The sequence below is a fragment of the Massilia sp. TSP1-1-2 genome, from assembly GCF_049896185.1.
In the GTDB taxonomy this organism is placed as follows: Bacteria; Pseudomonadota; Gammaproteobacteria; order Burkholderiales; family Burkholderiaceae_D; genus Telluria_A.
Map to the genome: position 1 here is coordinate 117,077 of NZ_JAFCTU010000014.1, position 22,816 is coordinate 139,892.

Below are 22,816 nucleotides of genomic sequence, written 5' to 3' on the forward strand. Positions count from 1 at the left end.
TCGCAACGAAGCCGGTCGCTGGCGCGTGGGGCGACACGATCATTGCGCTGCCGCCTTTTTCGGGACAGGGGCGGACTTGCCGCGCAAGGCATTGAAGGTGCGCTCGCATAAATTCCACAGCCCCCGTTCGGACGAATAGGCATCATGCGCAATTGCAGGGCGTGCGATGTACGCTTGCAGCTGCGCTTCGGTCCAGCCCATCTTCTTGAGGAAATAGTGATAATCCTCTTTCATCTGCACCGGATCCGGATAGGGAGATTTGGCCAGGTCAGCGAGCGCGTGCTCGCGCGTCATCTGGCCCGATGCCACCAGCGTGCCCAGGTGAAGCATGCGCTTGTCCACGCCGAATTTGTTTGGCAAGATATAGGCCTGATAGAAGCGCGTGAAAATCGACTCGTAGTGCTTGTACGGATACGGCTTGTAGCCATAGCTCTCCTGCAACTGGCGCAAGACGTCGGCCTTGTTATAAGGCATCAAGTCGAGAATTGAGGTCCAGCGAATGCCGCGCACGAAACGGAACTTGAAGAAATCGATTGTTCCGATGGCCGGGAAGGTGCGGATCCGCATCTTGCCGAACTTCTTTGCAATGCTCTTGATGTTCTGCTTGTCGTACTTGTTCCAGTTCCACCCTTCCGGCATGCGCATGCCTTCGGTGGCCGAGTTGGTGCCGGCCAGGATGTACGAAATGCCGTACTTGGCCGCCTCCCGGTAGTTCACGGCCACCGCTGCATTGTCGTAGAGCAGTTCGACATCGATAACGTCGGCATCGAAAAACGATTGCATCAGTTTGCGGTACTCCTGCCAGTCAATCACGTGGGTGTGCAGGTCAACGCCCAGGCGCTGCACCAGCGTCGAGATATTGTGCTGCGCCAGTTCCGAATTCCAGCCATTGTCCATGTGCACGGCCAACGGACGCAAACCCAGTTCGATGGCGCGCACCAGCACCCACGAGCTGTCCACGCCGCCCGAGACGCCAATGATGCAGTCATATTTCTTGCCGGCGCCGGCCTTCTTGACCTTGTCGACCAGGGCCTGCAGCTTGGCTTCCTTCTTGCCGTCGTTGTCGATGAAGACGTGGCCGCACTGCTCCAGGTAGTCGGTGCAGTAATTGCATACGCCTTGGGCGTCGAACGTGATGTTGGGGACATTGCTGTCCATGATGCAACGTGTGCAAACGGTCTCCGCGTGTTTCATTGTTTAACTCCTACAATTTGTTCAAGATCCGCGTAATGCGGATAGGTAATTAGTACGGCGCGGTGGGGTCCGTAGAAAACGAACATGGCGCCGGCGGCGCAGGCGGACGCGCCGGCGTCGATGGCTGCCTTGAAGTCGGTCAGCTTGCCGGCCCCCCCGGCGGCAATCAGCGGCACTTCGATCAGCGCCGTAGCCTGCCTGATCAGCTCGATATCGTAGCCGCTCTGTTCGCCATCGCGGTCGACCGCGTTAAGCATCACTTCGCCAGCACCGGCGGCAACGCCAATGCGCATGAATTCGGTCCATGCCATCGGTGCCGTCTTGCCGCTGCGGGACTGGTACAGCTTGGCCGTGCGCAGCCAGTCACGCTTGACGTCGACCGACAACACCACCGCCTGGCTGCCGAAGCGGCTGGCGATCTGGGTGATCAAGCCGGGGTCGTCAATGGCCGACGACTGCAGGCAGACTTTCTCGACGCCGCAGTCGAAAATGCGCGCCGCCATCTCGAGCGTGCGGATACCGCCGCCATAGCACAGCGGCATGAAGCATTCGCCGGCAATTTCAGCCAGGGCCTCAAGGTTCGGTCCGCGTCCCTCGCGCGAGGCGTCGATGTCGAGCAAAATTAGCTCGTCGACTTCCTTGTCGTTGAAGATGCGAATCGCGTTAATCGGGTCGCCAACATACTTCGGGTTTTTGAATTTGCGCGTCTTTACCAGGCCGCCTTCATGCAGCAACAGCGTCGGAATGATTCGGTTATTGAGCATGCTGCCACTCTAAAAAATGGGCCATCATTGCCATGCCGAAGCGATGGCTTTTTTCGGGGTGAAACTGGGCGCCGAACAGGTTGTCGCGCCCAAACACCGACACGAACGGTGCGCCGTACTCGGTCGTGGCGATAACGTCGTCCGGGTCGTTGCAGCGCACTTTGTAAGAGTGAACAAAATAGAAGCGGGTACGCGCCAGCGCGTTGTCGAGCAGTGCATTCGGGCGCGCGATCGCCAGCGTGTTCCAGCCCATGTGCGGCACCGGCAGCCGGGTCTGTGCATCGAACTCGAACTTGGTGGCGTTGGCGTCGAGCCAGCCCAGGCCAGGCAACTCCCCCTCCTCGCTGCCCTTGCACATCAGCTGCATGCCCAGGCAAATGCCCAGTACCGGGATTTTCCGCTCAAGCGCGGCGCGGTGCAGGGCTTCGATCAGTCCGCGCTCGGCCAGCCGGCTCATGCCGTAGTCGAAGGCGCCCACGCCTGGCAGGATCAGCTTGTCGGCGGCGTCGATTTGCGCAGCGCTCGCGACCCGTTGCGCGCGGCCGCCCACCTTTTCAATCATCCGGATTACCGAACCCACATTGCCGGCGCCATAGTCAACCACCGAAATCATGCTTTATCCTTTGTTGTTGATGCCGCTGTTTGATAAATCGCCGCCATGACGCTGCAAAAGGCGCGTGGCGAGAATCGCTCCACGGTGGCGCGTGCGATGGCATGCCGGTCGTACCGGCCATAATGCTCGCGCATCGTGCGCAGCGCGTCGGCCATGGTATGGTCCGCATGGTCCGCGGTGATAATGCCGTTGGCGTCGTCGATGATGTCGCCCGGCCCGCCGCTGGGGGCGGCAATCACAGGCATTCCGAACGATAACGCTTCGATCACCACCACGCCGAATGTTTCCTTGATACTAGGCAGCACGAAGCAGTGCGCTCCTGTCATTTCGCTGGCCACCGCCTGGCGCGACAGAAGACCGAGGAAGGTCACCTGGCGCGCAATCCCGAGGTCATCGGCCAGCGTGCGCAGGCGCGCCTGCTCGTGGCCATGGCCGCCGATGCGCAGCAACACTGGCTGGCCCTTGAACGCCGCAGCGAAGGCACGCAGCAGCAAAGCGTGATTCTTGTTCGTATCCAGGCGACCGATGCTAAGGAAGGTAAACGGGCCCGGCGGCGCGGCGACCACGGCGCCGGCGAAGTCGGTCTCGATCACATTGGGCACCACCATGAAGGGCTGCGCAAGCTTGCCGAACAGCACATTCAAGCGCTTTGCCAGCGCACTGCTGACGGCAATATTGCACGCGCTCGCGCGCAGCGCCTGCGCGAACTGTGGCGCCAGCGCCTGCGGATAGCTACCGGTGAGAAACGAACTGTTGTGTTCGGTGATGACAAAGGGGATGCGGTGCCGTTCGGCGACCTGCGCCGCCACGATCCCGGCATATTGCAAGTTGTGCGCGTGGATGCAGTCAGGTCGTCCGTTGTCGCGCATGTACTGTTCGACCGCGGCCGTCAGTTCACCCACATTGATCTGGTCGACGTGTCCCGGACGGCAAAAACGCAGCGGAAGCACGCTTTTCCTGAAACGGCGCGCAATGGCCACGCCACTTTGCAGTTCGCGGCGCGGCCGCCCGCGAAAGGACAGCAGGTCGCGCAGCGGCAGCAGGCCGCCGCTGGCCACGCCCACGCGCATGCCATGACCGTGCAACGCCATGGCCTGGTGCTGCTGGAAGATACCACCCAGCGGCACGGTTGGAATCAGGTAAGGCTCGGAGCTGATGATTAATATATGCATGGAGGTAGCGGGCGAACGCGTGGCGTGCGGGGGGCGAGCCGGGAAACCGTTGTCGACTCGGGCGTTCATACCTTCACTTCGCCCTGTCCGGCACCGGCAGGCAGTGCCCCTTCGGGCTGGGCGACGGCGCCGGAGGTATTGGCATGGCGTGCCAGCTTGTTGAACAGTTCGACGAACAGGGCCCGGAAGCGCAGCACGAAGCCGATTGCCAGCAAATGCCAGGCGATGATCCAGTAGGTTGGCGCCAGCGGGCCAGTGAGCGCGAAAAGGATCGAACACGCCGTGATCGCGGCCATCGGCAGGTACAAGGCGCGACGCTGCATCGGCCGCCATTGGCGGATTGATACTTCCGTGCGCAGGAAAAACATTACGAGGAACGACGCCGCAGTCGCCGTGGCCGCCCCGGTGGCGCCCAGAACAGGAACCAGGGCGAACACCAGCGCCACGTTAAGGGCGCACGCCAGCGCGGAACTGCCCAGCACGGCCAGGTTCCTGCGCATGATGCCAGCACCGATGCCAGTCACTTCGGCGCAGGCATACAGGACCGGCGGCGCCATGCACACGCACACCAGGTACTGCACCGCCGCGAATTCCTGGGGCAGCAGGAAGCGCAGGGTCCAGGTACAGGCACCGGCGGCGCTGATGATGGTCGCGCCCAGCACCACCACGCGGCGCGCGAGCGCCTCGATGCGCTCGCCGCAATCGGGCTCGTCGGCCCAACGGTATGCGGTCGGGATCCAGATCGTTGTAAACAGCACCGCCAGGGTGCCCGCAACCGACGCAATACCAACTGCGACGGAATAATTGCCGAGTTCGCGGAAGTCGCTCAGTATGCGCAACGCCACCTTGTCCATTGCCTCCACCCCCCAGAACAGCAGGCCCGACACCATCAGCGGCGCGCCATAGGCAAACATGGCGCGCAGCGCGATCGTGTCAACCGACGCGGCGGCGGCTAGCCAGGTGCGGCGGGTATTCCAGGCGAAAATGAGGGTGGCCGCCACAAACGACAGCGTATGGATCCCGAGCAGTTGGCCAAGCGAACGCGGCTCCCGCGACAGATACAGGCCCAGCAGGGAGGCAAGGAAAAACAATTTTGGGAGCACCTGGCTCATCGAAAAAGCCAGGCCACGCTCTTGCATGCGCAGAATCAGCGAAAAGTACCGAGAGCAATAAGCAGCCAATACCACCAGTACGATGACCAGGTCAAAATGGGAAATCTCGCGCCCGAAAATACTGCGAGTGAGCAAGCCCGGGGCAAGCAGCACCGATACCAAGGCAACCAGCATCAGTGCGGCAAGCCCGGGCAGCATCGCTTTACGGAACAGCGCAACGCGATTACCCGCCCCGTTATATTCGCGCAGATAGCTTTGGTCGAGCCCCATGCCAAAGACGATGATCGCCAGGTTGGTGACGGTTTGAAGCATGGCGACGCGGCCAATGTCGGCCGCGCCAAACATCCAGGTCGAAGCGGGCAGGCTGACGAACCCCAGCACGGCAGCGCCGATGGGTCCGACCGCAAATCCAAGTACTTTGCTTCGATTCATGGATGTTTCTAGCCCCTGGCCGTCAGGCCGCCAGCGCGGCCGACTGGGTCTGCGCCAATACCGCCACGATCCGCTGCAGCGTGGCCTCGTCCAGATTGGGCGACATGGGCAGGCTCATCACTTCACTGGCGAGCGCTTGCGCTACCGGCGTGTGGCCGGTCACCGACTTGTTCTTATAGGCCGGCTGCTCATTGACCGGAATCGGATAGTGCACGGCGGTCGGCACGCCCTGCTCCAGCAGCGCCTGCTGAACGGCAGCACGGTCGCGCACGAAGACGGAATACTGGGCAAACACGCTGGTGCGGCCGGCACGCTGGCTGACCCGGCGGATCCCGGCAACATCGACCAGTTCGTTGTAGCGCTGGCCGATCGCCAGGCGCTGCGCAACCTCCCATTCGAAGCGTTCGAGCTTGGCCAGCACCACCGCGCATTGCAAGGTATCCATGCGTCCGCCCACGCCCACGCGGGTGTGGACGTAGCGCCGCTCTTGTCCGTGCACGCGGATCTCGCGGCAGGCTTTTGCCAGCGCATCGTCGTTGGTGAAAATGGCGCCGCCGTCGCCGTAGCAGCCCAGTGGCTTGCTGGGGAAAAAGCTGGTGCAGCCGAACGTCGACAGGTTGCACGACTTGCGGCCGTGATATTCGGCGCCGAAACTTTGCGCGGCGTCTTCAATGACAGGCAAATTGCCATGGCGCGCCGCCAGCGCATTGAGCTCGTCCATGTCTGCTACCTGGCCGTACAGGCTGACAGGCATGATCGCTTTGGTGCGCGGCGTGATCGCCCCTTCGACCTTGGAGATGTCGATGTTGCCGGTGTCGGCTTCCACGTCCACGAACACTGGCGTGGCCCCGACCAGCACGATGACCTCGGCGGTGGCGGCAAAGGTGAAGGCGGTGGTGATGACTTCATCGCCCGGGCCGATGTCTAGCGCCATGAGCGCGATCAGCAATGCCTCGGTGCCACTGGCAACGGTGATGCAGTGCTTGGCGCCGCTGAAGCCTTGCAATTGCTCTTCGAGCTCCTTGACCTCCGGACCCATGATGTACTGACCGTGCTCGAGCACGGTGTTGATGCGCTGCTGGATCTGCGGCTTAAGCGCCTGGTACTGCTCCTTCAGGTCGATGAAGGGGATCATTTCGGTTGACATGCAAGGTCTCCATTGTCGAGGGTATAGATGCTGCCCGTGTGCGGGCACGTAACTTGGCCGGAACCGGTCAAGGGGAGCGCCAGGCGCTCGCCGTGCTGGCTCATCCAGCCCACCTGGCGCGCCGGCACCCCTACCATCAGCGCGTAGGGCTTGACGTCGCGGTTGATGACGGCCCCGGCGCCGATGAATGCATAGCGCCCCACCGTCACGCCGCACACGATGGTGCTGTTGGCGCCAAGTGTGGCGCCTTGTTCGATGAGCGTGCGGCGGTATTCATCCTTGCGGGTGACGGCCGAGCGCGGATTGTACACATTGGTAAACACCATGCTCGGGCCGCAAAAAACGTCGTCTTCCAGGGTGACCGCGTCATAGATGCTCACGTTGTTCTGCACCTTACAGTTGTCGCCAATGGAGACGTCGTCCCCGACAAAAACGTTCTGGCCGAAGGAGCAACGCGCGCCTATGCGCGCCTTGCCTGAAATATGGACCCAGTGCCAGATGCGCGAGCCCGCGCCGATCTGGGCCCCGGCATCCACAATAGCGGTTGGGTGGACCGTGTAGTTGGTATTGATGGTCATTTGTTTACAGAGTGCGTGGATGGACCGGCCTGTGCGCAGGCCGGAGCGCTGCCGGGCGCGTTAGAGATCGAGGGGCAGCGACACGGTCTTGCCGTCGCGCGCCGCCAGGTAGGCCGCAATGAGCAGCTCGAGCGACTTGAGGCCTTCGCGGCCATCGGTCTCCGGCTCGGCCAGGCCGCGCATGGTCTCGACTACGTTGTTGTAGTACAGGGGATGGCCGAAACCGTAGACCGACGTGGTCTCGTAGTTGGCGGTCTTGAGCGTGTCATCGTAATCCATGGCCTTGTCAAACTGCCATAACTGGATGTCGTTGACCGCCACACCGCCGATGCGCACAGTGCCCTTTTCGCCCAGGATGGTGATACTGCCTTCCAGGTTTTGCGGATAGGTCAACATCGTCACGCTCATCGACCCGAGCGCGCCATTACGCCACTTGACGTTCAGTACGCCCGTATCTTCCACTTCGATGTCACGCGTTGTGCTCATCATCGACTGCACTTTTTCAACCGGGCCAATCAACCAGTCGAGCAGGTCGACATAATGGCTGGCCTGGTTCATGAAGGCGCCGCCGTCGAATTCCCAGGTGCCGCGCCAGCCTCCCTGGTCGTAGTACGACTGCGGACGGGTCCAGAACACATTCAAGTTAACCAGGTGGATTTTGCCGAAGCGTTTTTCTTCCACCGCGCGCTTGAGCAACTGCAAGGTCGTGTTGCGGCGATTCTGCTTGACCACGAACAGGCGCACGCCGGCATCGTCGCAAGCCTTAACCATGCGCTGGCCGTCGTGCCAGCGGGTCGCCATCGGCTTCTCGGTCATGACGTTTACGCCCAGTTTGGCCGCCATCACGGCTTGGTCGGGATGGATCCCGCTCGGGGTGCACAGCACCACCAGGTCAATCGTTTCCTTGGCCAACATGTCGGCAATATCGCGGTAGCCGGGCACCCGGTACTGCTCGGCGTGGGTGGCCATGACGGCAGCGTCGATGTCGCATACGGCCGCCAATTCCAGATGGGCAGCGTGCTGCTCGATGGCACCGAAATGGTTCTTGGAGATCCGGCCGCAGCCCACAATGGCGATACGGATTTTGCGGCCGGTGATCGGCGTGAAGTGACGCATGCTCTACCTCTGACTAATTGGATGACGTAAATGGATAAGGCCGTTGCGGCGCCGCAGGGGCAGCCGCCGCCGGCCGTTCAGGCGGGACCGCCCCTCCACTGCATGGTGAGCGGGCTTGCGTGGCGCGCTCAGCGCTCAGTTCGGCCTTTAATGTTTCGATTTCGGCTTTCAGGGCGTCATACTCTTCCAGCTTGCGCTTTAGAAAATCGCCCGTCAGCGCTGCTTTCTCCGCAATGCCTTTCGCAGTGAGAATGTAGACATAACCAAACTTGTTCTTGCTATAACTAAAATTTTGCATCTTCACCCAGCCCTTGTTGATCAAGGCCTTCAAGCAATAGTTCAAACCGCTGACGCTAACGCCAAGCCGCTCCGCCAGTTCGCGCTGGGTGAGGTCGGGACTGTCGCGCAAGATATGCATTACCTGGTAATAGGTATCTTCTTGCAGTTTCGACTGGCGGCTCTTGAGTGGCTGATTCGGCTCGTGCATGGGTACGATGAGCGAGCTAACCAGCATCGATGCGGGTCACTGGCAGGGTTTGTACGAAGTCGAACAATTCTACACGATTACTTGCTGTCCGTCCACGGGCACGGGAGCCTGCAAGGCGACCATATGGCAGTGCCGGGGTAGGCAGCGGCAAGGGCTAGCGGATGCCGGTCCCCAGCCGCGCCTTACAACCGGCGCAAGTCCTGTTTCAATTGCTGCCACTCGCGCGCATTTTTTTCCGACCGGAGCGCATCGCGCAACAAGGCCAGGGCAACGGCGGCAAAAAGCGCGATAAAGGTGCAGGCTAAAACCATCAGCATGCGTCGCGGCCTGAACTTGCGCTCGGGGGTGACAGCCGCATCGAGCACCTGGACCACGGCCGTATCCTTGGCCTCGTCGATCCGCGCCACTTCGTACTGCTTGGCCAGCAATTCGTACAGCATCTGGTAATACTTCACGTCACGCAAGCGCTGAATGTTGTCCAGACCTGGCTGCACCGCGTTGCCAGCACCAGCATCGCGTGGGCGACCGTTTTCCAGCTTTGACAGCTCGGCGCGAACACTGGACAATTCGTGCTGCACGCGCTGGTAATCGGTGTTGGCAGTGGTCACAAAGGCACGCATGGAACTTAACTCAACTTCCTTGACCGAGGCCGTCGCTCGCAAGCGCGCGACCGTCTCGACGATTGCCTGCGATTGCCCGTCGACGCTGACCACGCCGTTTGCGTCAAGCGAGCCTTTCAAGGAAAGTTCCGCTTTGGCCAGATTGTTCTTTGCCAACTCCAGCTGGGTCCCAAAAAACAAGCGGCGCTGGCTCGCTTCGGTCACGGCAAGAACCCGCGTCAACGCCAGCAACTCGGCGATATAGCCGTTGGTCAGCGGCGCCACCAGCTGCTGGTTGCGATCTTCGACGAAAATTACAATCAAGCCATCTTTTCCCGACGCGATCTCCGTGTTCGCTTCCAGCGTGCGGCGCGCCAGCTCGTCCGAGTCGGTGCCGTACACCTTTTTGAGGTCAAACTTGGCGACCAGCTTGTCGGCCACGGTCCGGCTGCGCAACATGCCGATATACATCTCATTCGGCGTCTTAAGCGCCGCTGCGCCGACGGCGCCACCAGCCATCCCGCCCAACTGCGACAGAAGCATCGCAGTGGCCGAACTGGCCTGCTGCGGCGGCAACAGTTGCGCGCTGGCCTTAAAGGTGACCGGCAATACCAAGCTCAGCACAGCCGAAAGCACTGCCGCAACCACGGGCAAGCCCACCACAAGTCGTTTTTGCCGGGCCAGGACGGCCAGCAGTCCAAAGATGCCAATATCGTCGCTTGCCGAGGTGCCGTCGCTGCGGGAGGCCGTGATCTGCTCTTTATTCATCAATGTAACCGCCAATTTCATTCACTTCAATTTGCTGTATCGGGCCACTTGCTCGCAAACGATAACACCGGCGTGCAGGCCTTGTGCCACCCAAGACTACATGATGTTTTCACGCTTGCTTTCGACCAGTACCGGGGGCTGGGCGGGATGGGCCTTGCGCCGCCCGCTCTTGCGCCGTTGCAGGATCAACCAGGCGGGCACGTTGAACCGGACAATCTGCGCATACAGCCACACGTAGGAGGTCACAAACACAAAACAGCACAGACCGAGCGTCAAGGTACTTTGCCAAAACAGCGTGGCCGGGATCACCGCCATCAGCGACAGCAGCCACAAATAAGGGGAAGTCATCGCGTTGCGGCGGGTAACGGCGCGCGCATCCCGACTGCGGACCGTCCAGCGCACCAGGCGCTTGAAGATCAGCATGTGCAAATGCACGCCATCAGGCAGCCCGGGCGGTACGCCCCTGACGAATTTGCGGCGGTAAATGGAAAATACCGTCTCTACCACTGGATAGATCAGCAGCAGTATTGCGTACCAGGCAGAGACCCCCGGATTGCGGGCCACGAGCAGTACGGCTAACTCTGCGAGCATGAAGCCGATAAAATAGGCGCCGCCATCACCCATGAAGATCATGCCGTGAGGATAATTCCAGAGCAGAAAACCGGCGATCGCCCCGACCATGACCAAGGCGGCGCTCATTACGTGCACATCGCCGACCTGGAATGCCACATATGCCAGCGAGAGGAACATGAACATGGTAACGGCGCCGGCGAGGCCATTGAATCCATCGATAATATTGACCGCATTGGCCACTCCGGCCACGGCGAAAATAGTCAGCGGCAGGGACAACCACATGTAACTGAGGCACAAGTCTACGAACGGAACATCGATGCGCCAAATCCCCGCGTCCAAAAGAAAGTACGCCACGGTCGCCGACACCATGGTCAGGATCAGCCGCCGACGCGGACTCATGTTCTTGGTAAAGTCCTCGACGATGCCACAGCCGAAGGCTGCAAATGCGGAAAATAGCAAGGTGGCGACCCAGACGCCAACCACGGGCACGCGCAGGTACACCGCCACGCAACCGGCGATGGCGCCCACAAATATAGCCAATCCACCGATACGCGGGACTGGTACAGCGTGAATTTTCTGAATGCCCTTCAAATCACAGTCCAACATTTTCTTGTTGGTGTGAGCAAAACGAATGATAAGCAAGGTTACTAATAATGATGCAAAGAAACTGACGACTGTCGACAACATGGGTACCACCTAACTTGGATGATGCAGCTATCCGCTGAGCCGAATTTCAGTGGTGCGTCGCCTTATTCCGCACACTCACCGAAAAACTCCCGCGTACAACGGCGCACCGGCGCCGCCAAGCGCTGCCCTGACAAATACAGAGCATTTATAAAACAATATTTACTTGAGAGCGTGTTTTGGTGCGGGACCAGCATTGCACTGCCTCAAACGAGGGAGGCTTGCTTGCCAGCTGCTGAATGTTATTCTTGATCCATCGAAACTTGATACGAATCAACCGGCTGTATTTTACCCCAGAATGGCTGGCGTTCGAATGGCGTATACAACTTCAGTACACTTTTGTATAGTGCACATGACATTAATCAGCCAAGTTTCGTAGGCTGGAAATGGAAATAATCCCTCGTGATCAAAGGATATCGATGCGCATCATAATTGGAAAGGCCACGAACTTGCCATCTTTCGCAACGCTCTGGGCACGTGTAGAGCGTGCACAGGCCATTCAAAACGTCGAACCGGGGCGCCGGCCAGCGCGTACCGCAAGCCCGCCAACGCTATTTACAACGTAGTTGAGACTGCAATTCATCCCGTCTCGCCGCAAGCGCGGCCATCGAACGCTGCCTGGCTGCCACGAAAAAAGCCCAAAGAATCGCTGCAAAAAGGGCCAAGAGGGTCGCCACCACCACGATCAAGGGGCGATTCGGTCCGGACTTGCGCTCAGGCTCAGCGGCCGGATCGAGAACTTGAATCAGCGATGCATCCTTGGCCTCGTCAAGCCGCGCCGCTTCATATTGCTTTGCCAACAGTTCATACAGCATCTGGTGATACTTCAGATCGCGCATTGACTGAATATTTTCCAACCCGGCCTGGCCGGTCCCACTCGGCCGGCCTGCAGGCGGGCGGCCTCCTTCCAGTTTGGCCAGTTCACTACGCAAACTGTTCAACTCCTCGCTGGCACGCTGGAATTCCGGGTTTTGCGGCGTCACGAAGGCGCGCATGGCGCCCAGTTGGACTTCCTTCGCGGAAATCTGCGCCTTGACCCGTGCGGCCGTTTCAAGAATCGCACGCCCTTCGCTGTCCACGCTGATCACGCCGCCGGTGTCCATCGCGCCTTTTAGCGACATTTCGGCCCTGGCAAGATTGTCCTTGGCAGCGGCGAGCTGGCGCTCAAAGAACAGGCGGCGCTGGGAGGCTTCGGTAATGGCGAGTAGTTTGTTCAAGCCCTGCAGTTCTTCGACATAGCCATTGGCCAGCTGGGCGACGAATTGCGGGTCTTTATCGGCGACAGCGATGGTGATCATGCCATCTTTGCCAACGTTGACGACGGTGCTCCCTGCCAGTTGCTGTCGGGTGGCATCGAGCGACGAGGCGCCATATCTGCTTTTCAATCCAAAGCGCGCAATCAGCTTGTCTGCAATGGTCCGGCTGTTGAGCATGCCGACATAGAGCTCGCCTGGACTTTTCACGCCCGCAATGCCAGCGGCCAGACTAGAGGCGCCGCCCAATTGGGCCAACAGCGCAGCCGTACCCGATTGCGCCTGCTGGGGCGGCAGCAATTTGGTGGTGGCAGTGTAGACGTTGGGCAGCAGCAGGGACAGTCCCAACGCTAGCAACGCGACCAGGACCGGAAGTCCAAAGACTAACTTCTTGTGCTTGACCAGGACAAGCATCCAGTCGACGATCTCGATTTCACGGCTGGACGCGTCCAAGGGCTGCGCTACCGGAATTGGCTCGGCATCCATCCCGCCGGGGTGTGTACTGTAATTATCCACTGCGTTAATTGCGCAAGGTTTTGATCGCTGCAGCACCGAGCCCGAAATTGGCGAAGATCTGCGCCCATTCCTTGGTGCCCTGAGTGAATTTGGTCCAGCCGGTTTCTTTGTCGAACTTTTCGGGAATCACGATACTATCGCCAGGCATCACTTCAACGCCGCCGAATCCGCCGAAATACCAGTTGCCGGAACTGCGCGACACGACGCTGCCATCAACACGTAAGATGAAAATATTATCCTTGTCAGCGTCAGGCGTCATGCCGACCAGCTTGATATAGTCGTTGACGCGGCTGTTTGGACGCCATAGCGGCGAAGACTCGCCATTGACGGCACCAAACACGTGAACGAAATCAAGCCTGGCAGGCACTACCAGACGGTCGCCGTTTTGCAGCTTGAGCGGCGGCAGCTTGCCGAACGACTGTTCGCGCGGATCGAGGCCAAAGGCAATGCGGCCTTCGGGGCGCAGCTGACGCAGGCGGGCTACGGCTTCTTTCGCCGACAGCAGGTCGGCCTGGCGGCGCGCCTCCATCGACATGGCATCGGCGGTGCTGCGCGCGTTTGCCGCCGCCCTGCTTTGCTCATTGCGCAATTGCGTTTCGAGCCTGCTGGCGGCCTTCTGTAAATTCATTTCCTGCTCCTTGCGCACCTGCTCCCGATAGAACGCGGTACCGAACAGGTAGCCGTTTGCGGTCGGCCCGCCCGCCCGTGCCAGCAGCGACTGCAGCGTTTCGCCCGCCGTCATCTGGTACACGCCCGGCACATTCACTTCGCCTTCAACGCGCACAAAAATGCGGCGCCTTTCCATCGGCACCGCTACATCTTTCTGCGAAAAAATGGTGACCGTGTCGCCTGCTTGCAGCGTGACGTTTTGAGGCCCGGCGGGCTCGGTAAACACTTTGCCTAGGTTGAAGGGAATCAGGCTGACCGTCAAGTCGGAGCGGTTGATGCGCTCGACAACCGCGTAGTCCCAGTTGATTTCATCGATCAGGCCGCCGATGCGCGCGGCGATCGAATCCACCTTGGCGTTGCTGACAGCGTTTTCGGCGACGCGATCGCGGTCCTGATCAGTATCGAGGGCAGTGTCGTGGTCGCGATCACGCTGTTCCTTGGCTTTTTCCTTGTCGCCGGCGTCAAGCGCATTATTCTGGCGCTTGATCGATTTGCGGGTAATTAGGTATTCGCGGTTGGGAATCAGGTCGCTGACGCGCATGCCCGGCTTGAACGGTACGCGCACGGCCTGGTCAACGTTGCCGCGCAAAATTACGGCATTCGAAAAATCCGGCGTGATCGAGGTGATGTTGAGCACATCGCCGTTTTTCATGGTGCGCTTGAGCCCTTCGCCATTGAGGACGAACTGCTCCACGCTGCGCGGCTGGCTTCTGCTCGCGTCAATGCGCTCGAGGAAGGCACGGCGCGGATCGGCCACGACCGGCATGCCGCCGGCAAAATCGAGCAGCGACTCGACCGTATCCTGGTTGCCGCGAAGCTCATAGATGGCAGGGGTATTGACCTTACCAACCAGTGCGACGTAAGCGCTGGCGGCAGGGATGAAGATGGTATCGCCGTCGCGCAACTTGACGTCGGCCGACTTGTCCCCACGAGCAATAAAGGAATACAGGTCCAGTTCGGCGGCCACGACACCACCGCGCTTGACCTGCACGCGCCGCATGCTGCCGTTGGCGTTGGGGCCGCCGCTGGCAAACACCGCCGTCACCAGCGTCGACAGGCTCGATACCGTATAAGTGCCCGGGCGCTTGGCCTGGCCGACCACGTACACCGTAATGGCCCGCAGCTTGCCAAAATTCACGTTCACCGTCACGCCCTTGTACAGGCGCGCCACCGCGTTACCGATCACGCGCTCCGCATCGGCTGCCTTGACCCCGGCCAGCACCACGGAACCGACTGTAGGGATGGCAATAAGCCCATTACGATCAATCTTGGCCCGGTAATTGATGTCGATGCTGCCCGAGCCGCGGATCATCAGCTCATCGCCCACGCCAAGCGTGTAGTCTGCAGGCACGGGAGTATTGCCCAATGGCGCGAACGTCGACGCGCCACTACCGAAGAAGTTCGCGCCGAAGACGGGTAATGTTTTGCCACTGCTGTCAAAGATGAATTTTTGAAACTCGTTGGGAACGGGGCGGAGTTCCTTGCTGGCCGAACGGACACTGGTGCGACCATCCACGTCGCGTTCGTTTTGGCGCTGCGGGTCGCGCGCTAGGTTCAGCTCGCGCTGGCGCTCGGCGTCAGTTCCGGCCTGACGCTGCTGCAAATACGCAGGCGCGCCGTCCGGGTTATATTCTGCCGGAACGTCGCTTTCGTCATCGGCTTCATTGCGAATGATGACACGTTTTGGGACAGGCGGATTTTGCACAGGCTCGGCCGCTGACGGATTCTGTCCAAAATAGTCGGATTTCTCCTGACCAATCGCGGTGACAGACATCGCGGTCAGGACAACAGCCAATAATAAACGAGGGAATTTATGCATTGATCGATTCAAATGGCAGGGAATGTGGTATGGCGGCTCATTGTCGGCATATTACATTATATCGCGTTTCGCAGTCGACATTTCACCCCGGCGCGCGCGCAGGGACAGGGAGTCCGGGCTGTACCAGGCTCCTTTTTTGGGGCGATTCCTGCTCGTTTTCGCCTGCGATTACGCAACATTCTCATTTCCATGGAACATTATAATCGGGACAAGAGCAAGCACACTGCACCGCAGGTCGAACTCTCGGCCACGGCCATGCTCTACCCATTTTCGCCTGCAAAACCGATTATGACAAAGAACCTGCCACCATTGCCACTTGAAAATTCTCTGCCGAAAGGCGACTTGCGCGAGGACGGCGATCTGTCCGACATGCTCAGCGAGTTGCGCATCTTGCTGCCCGGCGCCCAGATGCTCACCGCATTCCTGATCGTGCTGCCCTTCAGCACTGGTGCGCGTCAGATCATCCAGGCCGAGCGACTGGTATTTCTGGCAACTTTCTTTTTTGCGCTGACCAGCCTGGTGTTGCTGAGCGCCCCCGCCATCCAGCACCGACTGATGCGCCCGCTAATCAGCCGCGAACGCTTCAAACGGGTCGCGACGCGCCAGATTGTGGCCGGATCGGCTGCGCTGGCGTTCGCCTTTACCCTGGGCACCAATCTCGTCATCTCCTCGGTATTTGGAAAAATGGTTGGTAATGTCGCCAGCGCCACCATGGCGCTCCTGATCGTGTGCCTGTGGTGTGTGCTGCCAATGTACCTCAAGCGCAGGCACGGCTTCTAGCGTCCCCGCTTCGGCGCTTCCGCCTGCTCTACCTTCTGTTCGATGGCCCCGAAAATGGACTTGCCGGCGGCATCGAGCATCTCGATCTTGATCATGTCTTCAAAGAGCATGAAGGGCGTGCTCGCCACGCCATCGGCAATCATTTCCAGGCAGCGCTTCTCCGCGATGCACGAATAACCTTTCTTCGCATCCTTGTTCGACACCGTACCCGAGCCGACAATGGTACCCGCGCGCGCCTTCCTCGTCTTGCACAGGTGCGCAATCAACTGCGGAAAATTAAACACCATGTCCACCCCCGCATTCGGCTGCCCGACCAGCTTGCCATTCCAGGTCGAGCGTAGCGGCAGGTGCACCTTGCCATCCTTCCAAGCCTCGCCCAGCTCGTCGGGCGTAACGGCGACCGGTGAAAAGCTCGACGCCGGCTTGGACTGCACAAAGCCGAAGCCCTTGGCCAGCTCCGGCGCGATCAGGTTGCGCAGTGACACATCATTGACCAGCATCAGCAACCGAATATGCAGCTGGGCTTGATCGGGCGTGACGCCCAGCGGCACGTCGCCCGTAATCACCGCCACCTCGGCCTCGAAATCGATCCCCCACTCCTCATGCGCCATGACAATATCGCCGGTCGGCCCGCTGAAGTCATCGCTGCCACCCTGGTACATCAGCGGATCTTCCCAAAACGACGCCGGCATCTCGGCGCCGCGCGCCTTGCGCACCAGTTCGACATGGTTCACATAGGCCGACCCATCAGCCCACTGGTAGGCGCGCGGCAGCGGGGCCATGCACTTTGCCGGGTCAAATTCAAAGCTCTTGGCCGCGCGTCCACCATTGAGCAGCTGGTACAAGTCCGCCAACTGGGGCGCGATGAAGGGCCAGTCGTCCAGCGCCGCTTGCAGCGTTGGCGCAATACCGTCGGCCAGGTGCGCCGTTTTCAGGTCGCGCGCCACCACGGCCAGCTGGCCGTCGCGGGTGCCGTCGTTGATAGTGGCCAGCTTCACGCGAGCGGCACCAGCAGGTCGAGCTGGGCAGGCTCCAGAAAGCACCATTCGCCCTCGGCCAAGCCCAGCGACGCAAGCGTCAATTGCCCGATCGCAGCGCGGTGCAAGGCACTGCAATGGTTGCCGGCGGCGGCGAGCATGCGCTTGACCTGGTGGTATTTCCCCTGTTCCAGCACAATTTCCAGCAAGTGTACGCCGCGCTGCACGCACGAGACCGCCGCGAGCGGCGCCGGCTCGTCATGCAGCTTGACGCCGCCGAGCAACTGGGCCACCAGCTCGGGCGTCACCGGGTCTTGGGTTGTCGCCTGGTAAATCTTGGGAATGTGGCGCTTGGGCGACGATTGGGCGTGGATGAACGGTCCATCGTCGGACATCAGCAGCATGCCGGTGGTGTCGTGGTCGAGCCGGCCGACCGGCTGCACGTCGCGCCAGGTGAACTGTTCCGGGAGCAGGGTCAGCACGCCGGGATGGTGGCTGGGTTTGCGCGAACATTCGAAGTTGGCCGGCTTGTGCAGCGCAATATATAGCTGCTCGCGATACACCCACTCTTCGTCGAACACGGTCAGCACCAGGCCGTCCGTGTCGATGGCGTTCTTGTAGCTGGTCTGGACTTGGCCGGCAATGGCCACTTCGCCGTCGTCGATCAGCGCGCGGCAATACTTGCGCGTGCCAAAGCCTTGGGATTGCAGGATGCGGTCTAAAGATAATTTACTCATGGCCGCAACTTTAACAGATGCGCCATGCGGCTGACAGTGGCAGACTACGACGACGTAGGACAACTTCCCTACCCTCTCAGCATTTCGAGAAAGCGGCGATCCGACCTTTGAGCAAAATCAAATTTGACCGGCATCGCGTGGTTACACTGAGACATCATTAGGAATCGGCTGAACAGGAAGAGGGTAACTTACCACCCTCCTTAGGATAAAAAGCGACGAGAAAGAGGACGAGCATGCGCAATCCGATGCACACCGAGCCGACATTGACGGCAAACCAGTTTCCGCCAGCCGATGCGCTGGCCATGTCGGCATTGCAGAGCACGCGCGAAGCGATTGCGCGCTGGAGCGGCAAGGTGCCGCCCGCCGCCGCCGCTCTGCCGCGCGATACGTCCCGCGTGTCGCCCCAAGCGCGCTGGGTGGCTGAGACCCAGCGCGGGCTTGCGGCATTTTTCGAACACGGCGGATTTTCCCAATTTGAAGGCCCCGGCGAACCGAGGCCGGTCGCGCTCAGACCTACCATGCATACCTGCACGCACGAAGTTCACTGCGGTAACGACCGCGTAGATGCCTGACGGATCGGCTCAGCGGGCCGGTTTCGCAAACCACTTGTGGAAGGTATAGTAGCTCTTGAACGGCTCGAACCGCTGGCGGCACCATACTTTTTGCACGGCCAAGTTGGTCACTTGGGTGGAGACAATCATTTGCTTAAAGTTATGGTTCATTGCCCAGTTTTGAGCAAGCAACCTCAAAGCATTGTACAGACTGCGCCCCTGGTGCTCCGGTGACACGCCGAACAACACCCCCTCCATCATGTAACTTTCGACCTTTTTCACCGTTGCGAATGCGACGGCTTTGCCGCCATGCTCGATCAATATGACTTGGTCAGCCACTGCGGTACTGGCGCAAGAACTCGCCGCCCACGATGAGTAGACCGCATCGCAATCGGCGGACGCAAGCCGTGGATCGGCATGGTAATGCCCAGTGTAGCCCGCAAACGTGACCTCCGCCAGCGCACCGACTGTTGCGGCGTCCGCGGCCGTCGCGAAGCGCGTGCTATAGCCTTCCTTCAGCACGTCTGCCGATTGCGTCAGTTCCTTGTTGCGGTAATACACCAGCGTGTCGGTCAGGAAAAACCCATCCGCTTCCAGCTTCTGCACCAGCGCAATATCGTCGCAGCGGCAGCGGGCAATTAGCAACTCCACGGAGTTTGCGTCGCACCAGGCATTGATATCAGGGACTGGTTCATCGCCTGCCAGTTGAATCTTGGCGGTCGTAATGCCGAAGCGGCTCTTGTCAATAGAGGACAGGGATATATTCATTATGCGGTCAGAAATTGTGGGTTCTTGAAGATTGCACTTTATTACACATCAAGGGACTTTGAAAGCGGTAAAAACATGACCCATGACCCACGACCCACGACCCACGACCCACGACCGGCAGGCGTGCATCCTTAGCCGCTGCGCGTCACTTCGCTCATGCTGAGCATACAAAATGAAAACGACAGCATTGCGCTGTCGTTTTCGGGTCCCCATTCGAGGACAACTTGCGAGGAATATAAATTCTCTCAATGCCGCATAGTAATGCAGTCCGTGAATCTTCTATAGGTTTGGTGTCCACTCACAGTTACTTTTTATATTGCCCCCTTTGCAAAGACTACATCTCCACTATAGAACACCTGTCTGAACATTCAAGGGAAATATTGATTAACCTCACCTGACGCTCGGCCGGCTGCCAGCATGCAGCGTCTTGATTGCGCCGGCACCCACCGCCGCGCCAAACTTTTTGAGCACCCGCTCAGGCAAGCCTTCATGCGCGGTGTAGTCAACCACGTCTTCGGCCTTGATCACGTCGCGCGCGACCGTTTCAACGGTGCCAAAGCCGTCCGCCAGTCCCATGTCAACCGCCCGGGCGCCGCTCCAGAACAGCCCTGAAAAGGTTTCCGGCGTTTCCTTCAGGCGCGCACCGCGCCCGCTGCGCACGACGGCGATGAACTGCTGGTGAATTTCGTTGAGCATCGATTGCGCGTGCGCCTTGTGCTTGTCGGACTGCGGGCTGAACGGATCCAGAAAACCCTTGTTCTCGCCGGCAGTCAACAATCGCCGCTCCACGCCCAGCTTTTCCATGGTGCCGGTAAAGCCAAAGCCATCCATCAGCACGCCGACCGAACCGACGATGCTGGCCTTGTTCACATAAATTTGGTCGGCCGCGGCGGCAATGTAATACCCGCCCGACGCGCAAATTTCGTCCACCACCACGTACACCTTCTTGTGCGGATAGCCGCGCTTCAAGCGCTGAATTTCATCGACGATGATGCCGGCCTGTACGGGACTGCCGCCTGGACTGTTAATGCGCAGCACAATGGCAACCGACTGCAAGTCCGAAAACGCCTTGTTTAGCGCTGGAATGACAACATCGGCCGAACCGCTGCCTTCATCTTCGATCTCGCCCTTGATTTCAATGAGCGCCGTATGCTTGCCGACCAAGTCGCCGTCCGCCCCGGTAAAGTTGAAGTCGTAGAGCGACCACAGCGCAAAAAACGCCAGCAGTAAAAAACTGAGCTTGAAAAAAGTGCCCCAGCGGCGCGCGGCGCGGCGCTCGTTGACAGTGGCGAACACCAACCTTTCCAGCGTATCGCGCTCCCAGTTGCCATTAGGCAGCGTCAGCGCCGGGGTTTCGTGCGGCAAGTCGCTGCGGGGGGTCTCGCTCATAGGGTCTTCATCCGTGTGGAGTGGGTCCGGCCGCCGGCGGCTTGATGAATTCGTCGGGCGTCCAATAGATATTGCCGTCTTCTTCCAGCAGGCCGATCGGGCGCAGCCGTCCGTCCTTGCACGGCCCGCCGGCGCAAAAGCCGCTCTCGGGCACGTAAATGGCGCCGTGCGTCGAGCACATCAGATACAGCCCGCTCGACTCGAAAAATTCGCCCTGCGCCCAGTCCAGCTCGATGGGCACGTGGGCGCAGCGGTTCAGGTAGGCATAGGCCATGCCGCTGTAGCGCACCACAAAGCCGGTTGCCTTGTCGCCAAAGGCGCGCACGTCAAAGCGCACGCCGCGCCCACCTTCGAGCACCGCGCCGGAAGCGCACACCAAGATGGCGCCGTCAAGCCTCATGCGTTCGTTGTCAGCCATTGGTGCAATTCCCCGATCGTGGCGGCTGAAAACAGCGGCTTGCACGCGTCGAGCTGGTCGCTTGGATGGGCGCCATACTGCACCGCCACGGCCGCTGCGCCGGCGTTGCTCGCCATCAGCAGGTCGTGCGTGGTGTCGCCGATCATGACGGTGCGCTTCAAGTCCTGGCCCAGTTCGCGCGTGAGCTCTTGCAGCATGGCCGGGTGCGGCTTTGAGAATGTCTCGTCGGCACAGCGCGTGGCGTCAAACAACGACAGCAGGCCGACCGCGTTCAGGGCCCGGTTCAGGCCGACCCGACTCTTACCCGTGGCAACGGCCAGGAAATAGCCATCTTGCGACAGTTCATTTAGCATCTCGCGTACGCCGTCGAACAGCACCAATTCATGGTGCTTGGAGAGGAAATGAATGCGGTAGCGCTCCACCATCTTGGGGTAGAACGCCGGATCGATATTGGGCATCACAGCCTGCATCGCTTCGTGCAGGCCGAGCCCGATCACATGCGAGGCATCGTCGTCATGGGGTATCGGCAAGCCGAGGTCGCGTGCGGATGCCTGGATGCACTTCACAATGGCGGAAGTGCTATCCATCAAGGTGCCATCCCAATCGAAAACGATCAGGTCAAATTGCTTTCGTGCCATGTATTTCAGCCGCTTGTGGCGGCCGGCTCCTGTCAATGTCGGAAGGCGAAACGCAGAATCAGCGTGTCGCGATAGTTAAAGGTTTCCCCAAGCTTAGCAAAAAACGCTCAAGTTCACCGGCCAGCGGCGCGTTGAGTGTCATGGGCTTGCCCGTTTCCGGGTGGGTAAACGTAATTTGATGTGCGTGCAGGAACATGCGCTTGAGCGCGCCGCGCGTGTCATCAGCCTTGAGCAGCACGCGGTTAAGCGCGAAATCACCGTATTTGTCGTCACCTGCGATAGCAAAGCCGGACGAAGCCAGATGTACCCGGATCTGATGGGTACGCCCTGTCTTCAGCTCGGCTTCCAGCAAGGCGAATTTGTTAAATTTTCGCAACAAGGTGAACACGGTGTGCGACTCCATCCCGCCCGCCTGCACGCAGACACGGCGCTCGCCTTCGGGCGTCGTAAATTTATGCAGCGGCAGCTTGATGTGCTGGCGCGCATTTTTCCAGTCGCCATACACCATCGTCAGGTAGCGCTTGTCAGTCAGGCCGTCGCGCATTTGCTCATGCAGGTTGGTCAAGGCCGAGCGCTTTTTGGCCAGCATCAGCAGGCCCGACGTTTCGCGGTCCAGCCGGTGCACCAGTTCCAGGAACTTGGCGTCGGGCCTGGCGGCGCGCAATTGCTCGATCACGCCATACGACACGCCCGAGCCACCGTGCACGGCCACGCCGCACGGCTTGTCGATGACGAGAATATGGCTGTCTTCATGCAAAATCGTAAATTCTGCGCCCGGTACCACGGCCGTGGACTTTTCAGCCACGCGCACCGGGGGAATGCGGATCACGTCGCCCGCCACCAGCCGGTACAGCTGGTCGATCCGGCCTTTATTGACGCGTACTTCGCCGGAACGCAGGATGCGGTAGATATGGCTCTTAGGGACGCCTTTGCAAACTCTTAACAGATAATTATCTATCCGCTGGCCGGCGTCTTCTTCGGAGATGGTGACAAAGTATGCTTGGGGGGTCGCCTGTGTTGAAGGGGGAGCAACATCGGTTTGTATCTTCATTTGCTCTGTCT

Annotated in this window: 22 protein-coding genes; 2 read left to right on the forward strand and 20 right to left on the reverse strand. The window is 59.9% G+C overall.

Annotated elements, in window-relative coordinates; all coding sequences use genetic code 11:
* Positions 1-39: 39 nt before the first annotated feature.
* From ACP7BV_RS14410 to ACP7BV_RS14470, 13 genes are all read right to left on the reverse strand, one after another.
* A complete protein-coding gene (locus ACP7BV_RS14410; RefSeq protein WP_426104720.1) occupies positions 40-1,194 on the reverse strand; it encodes an N-acetyl sugar amidotransferase in 1,155 nt (384 codons plus the stop codon).
* The gene (locus tag ACP7BV_RS14415) at positions 1,191-1,958 is read right to left on the reverse strand and encodes an AglZ/HisF2 family acetamidino modification protein (protein WP_426104721.1); all 768 of its coding nucleotides are present in this window, start codon (positions 1,956-1,958) and stop codon (positions 1,191-1,193) included. The genes ACP7BV_RS14410 and ACP7BV_RS14415 overlap by 4 nt, the downstream gene beginning before the upstream one ends.
* Positions 1,948-2,571 carry an imidazole glycerol phosphate synthase subunit HisH gene (hisH, locus tag ACP7BV_RS14420; RefSeq protein WP_426104722.1) on the reverse strand — a complete coding sequence of 208 codons (624 nt, stop codon included), beginning with the start codon at positions 2,569-2,571 and terminating at the stop codon, positions 1,948-1,950. Before hisH ends, ACP7BV_RS14415 begins: the two co-directional genes overlap by 11 nt.
* Entirely contained in the window at positions 2,568-3,743 is a 1,176-nt protein-coding gene (locus ACP7BV_RS14425; RefSeq protein WP_426104724.1) for a glycosyltransferase, read from the reverse strand. The genes hisH and ACP7BV_RS14425 overlap by 4 nt, the downstream gene beginning before the upstream one ends.
* A 65-nt stretch (positions 3,744-3,808) precedes the next feature.
* On the reverse strand, positions 3,809-5,287 hold the full coding sequence (locus ACP7BV_RS14430) for a lipopolysaccharide biosynthesis protein (RefSeq protein WP_426104725.1): 1,479 nt from the start codon (positions 5,285-5,287) through the stop codon (positions 3,809-3,811).
* Positions 5,288-5,309: 22 nt separating this feature from the next.
* Positions 5,310-6,419 carry a DegT/DnrJ/EryC1/StrS family aminotransferase gene (locus tag ACP7BV_RS14435; RefSeq protein ID WP_426104767.1) on the reverse strand — a complete coding sequence of 370 codons (1,110 nt, stop codon included), beginning with the start codon at positions 6,417-6,419 and terminating at the stop codon, positions 5,310-5,312.
* Entirely contained in the window at positions 6,419-7,012 is a 594-nt protein-coding gene (locus ACP7BV_RS14440; protein ID WP_426104727.1) for an acyltransferase, read from the reverse strand. Before ACP7BV_RS14440 ends, ACP7BV_RS14435 begins: the two co-directional genes overlap by 1 nt.
* 60 nt (positions 7,013-7,072) lie before the next feature.
* On the reverse strand, positions 7,073-8,128 hold the full coding sequence (locus tag ACP7BV_RS14445) for a Gfo/Idh/MocA family protein (RefSeq protein WP_426104729.1): 1,056 nt from the start codon (positions 8,126-8,128) through the stop codon (positions 7,073-7,075).
* Positions 8,129-8,141: 13 nt separating this feature from the next.
* Entirely contained in the window at positions 8,142-8,615 is a 474-nt protein-coding gene (locus tag ACP7BV_RS14450) for a MarR family EPS-associated transcriptional regulator (protein ID WP_426104730.1), read from the reverse strand.
* Positions 8,616-8,797: 182 nt separating this feature from the next.
* Positions 8,798-9,982: a Wzz/FepE/Etk N-terminal domain-containing protein gene (locus ACP7BV_RS14455; protein ID WP_426104732.1), complete on the reverse strand. Its 1,185-nt coding sequence runs from the start codon at positions 9,980-9,982 to the stop codon at positions 8,798-8,800.
* A gap of 96 nt (positions 9,983-10,078) precedes the next feature.
* Positions 10,079-11,242, reverse strand: a complete 1,164-nt coding sequence (locus ACP7BV_RS14460; protein ID WP_426104733.1) for a glycosyltransferase family 4 protein — start codon at positions 11,240-11,242, stop codon at positions 10,079-10,081.
* Between the two features lie 548 nt (positions 11,243-11,790).
* Complete coding sequence (locus tag ACP7BV_RS14465) at positions 11,791-12,945, reverse strand: Wzz/FepE/Etk N-terminal domain-containing protein (RefSeq protein ID WP_426104735.1); 1,155 nt, start codon at positions 12,943-12,945, stop codon at positions 11,791-11,793.
* 67 nt (positions 12,946-13,012) lie between these two features.
* Positions 13,013-15,382 carry an SLBB domain-containing protein gene (locus ACP7BV_RS14470; RefSeq protein ID WP_426104736.1) on the reverse strand — a complete coding sequence of 790 codons (2,370 nt, stop codon included), beginning with the start codon at positions 15,380-15,382 and terminating at the stop codon, positions 13,013-13,015.
* Between the two features lie 126 nt (positions 15,383-15,508).
* Between ACP7BV_RS14470 and ACP7BV_RS14475 the strand changes: the two genes are divergently transcribed.
* On the forward strand, positions 15,509-16,276 hold the full coding sequence (locus tag ACP7BV_RS14475; protein WP_426104738.1) for a DUF6328 family protein: 768 nt from the start codon (positions 15,509-15,511) through the stop codon (positions 16,274-16,276).
* Here the strand turns inward: ACP7BV_RS14475 and ACP7BV_RS14480 are convergent.
* Positions 16,273-17,274 carry a fumarylacetoacetate hydrolase family protein gene (locus tag ACP7BV_RS14480; RefSeq protein WP_426104739.1) on the reverse strand — a complete coding sequence of 334 codons (1,002 nt, stop codon included), beginning with the start codon at positions 17,272-17,274 and terminating at the stop codon, positions 16,273-16,275. The two genes, ACP7BV_RS14475 and ACP7BV_RS14480, sit on opposite strands and share 4 nt — an antisense overlap.
* Positions 17,271-17,990 carry a pseudouridine synthase gene (locus tag ACP7BV_RS14485; protein ID WP_426104741.1) on the reverse strand — a complete coding sequence of 240 codons (720 nt, stop codon included), beginning with the start codon at positions 17,988-17,990 and terminating at the stop codon, positions 17,271-17,273. Before ACP7BV_RS14485 ends, ACP7BV_RS14480 begins: the two co-directional genes overlap by 4 nt.
* Before the next feature lie 233 nt (positions 17,991-18,223).
* On the opposite strand from ACP7BV_RS14485, the gene ACP7BV_RS14490 reads away from it, so the two are divergent.
* A complete protein-coding gene (locus ACP7BV_RS14490) occupies positions 18,224-18,562 on the forward strand; it encodes a hypothetical protein (protein ID WP_426104743.1) in 339 nt (112 codons plus the stop codon).
* Between the two features lie 9 nt (positions 18,563-18,571).
* Here the strand turns inward: ACP7BV_RS14490 and ACP7BV_RS14495 are convergent, their stop codons facing one another.
* The 5 genes from ACP7BV_RS14495 to ACP7BV_RS14515 all read right to left on the reverse strand — a co-directional run bounded on the left by ACP7BV_RS14495 (position 18,572) and on the right by ACP7BV_RS14515 (position 22,805).
* A complete protein-coding gene (locus ACP7BV_RS14495) occupies positions 18,572-19,309 on the reverse strand; it encodes a GNAT family N-acetyltransferase (protein WP_426104744.1) in 738 nt (245 codons plus the stop codon).
* A 390-nt stretch (positions 19,310-19,699) separates the two neighbouring features.
* Positions 19,700-20,698: a S49 family peptidase gene (locus ACP7BV_RS14500; RefSeq protein ID WP_426104746.1), complete on the reverse strand. Its 999-nt coding sequence runs from the start codon at positions 20,696-20,698 to the stop codon at positions 19,700-19,702.
* Between the two features lie 7 nt (positions 20,699-20,705).
* Complete coding sequence (locus ACP7BV_RS14505; RefSeq protein WP_426104748.1) at positions 20,706-21,116, reverse strand: Rieske (2Fe-2S) protein; 411 nt, start codon at positions 21,114-21,116, stop codon at positions 20,706-20,708.
* Positions 21,095-21,754: an HAD-IIIA family hydrolase gene (locus tag ACP7BV_RS14510; protein ID WP_426104750.1), complete on the reverse strand. Its 660-nt coding sequence runs from the start codon at positions 21,752-21,754 to the stop codon at positions 21,095-21,097. Before ACP7BV_RS14510 ends, ACP7BV_RS14505 begins: the two co-directional genes overlap by 22 nt.
* Positions 21,755-21,812: 58 nt before the next feature.
* The gene (locus tag ACP7BV_RS14515) at positions 21,813-22,805 is read right to left on the reverse strand and encodes an RluA family pseudouridine synthase (RefSeq protein ID WP_426104751.1); all 993 of its coding nucleotides are present in this window, start codon (positions 22,803-22,805) and stop codon (positions 21,813-21,815) included.
* Between the last annotated feature and the right edge of the window lie 11 nt (positions 22,806-22,816).